Annotated in this window: 1 protein-coding gene; it reads left to right on the top strand. The window is 72.5% G+C overall.

Going from position 1 to position 284, the window contains the following annotated elements; translation table 11 throughout:
* Window positions 1-284 (top strand): Ig-like domain repeat protein (locus AN218_RS28530; RefSeq protein ID WP_141747724.1); only part of this gene is annotated, 284 nt, incomplete at both ends.

The following is a 284-nucleotide window of genomic DNA, read 5'->3' as shown; positions in this document are numbered from 1 at the left end:
TGCGCGACGGTCACCATCGATCCGCCCGGCTCCGGAATCCCCACGGGGACGGTCACCTTCACCGGTCCGGGGGTCAACGAGACGGCCACGCTCGACGCCACCGGTCAGGCGTGTGTGACCACGACGACGCTGGAGTCCGGCACGGTGACCGCCACGTACCTCGGCGACACCTGCGCCGCCGGGTCGTCGGACACCGCGGAGGCCGTGGTCGACGCGGCGGACACGACGACGACGGTCACGGCCGACCCCGACCCGTCGGTCTGCGGCGAGAGCGTCGAGATCTG

The sequence above is a fragment of the Streptomyces nanshensis genome (assembly GCF_001751255.1).
Lineage (GTDB): Bacteria > Actinomycetota > Actinomycetes > Streptomycetales > Streptomycetaceae > Streptomyces > Streptomyces nanshensis_A.
The sequence above is the reverse complement of the archived record's forward strand: the minus strand, read 5'-3'. Positions and strand labels throughout refer to the sequence as shown.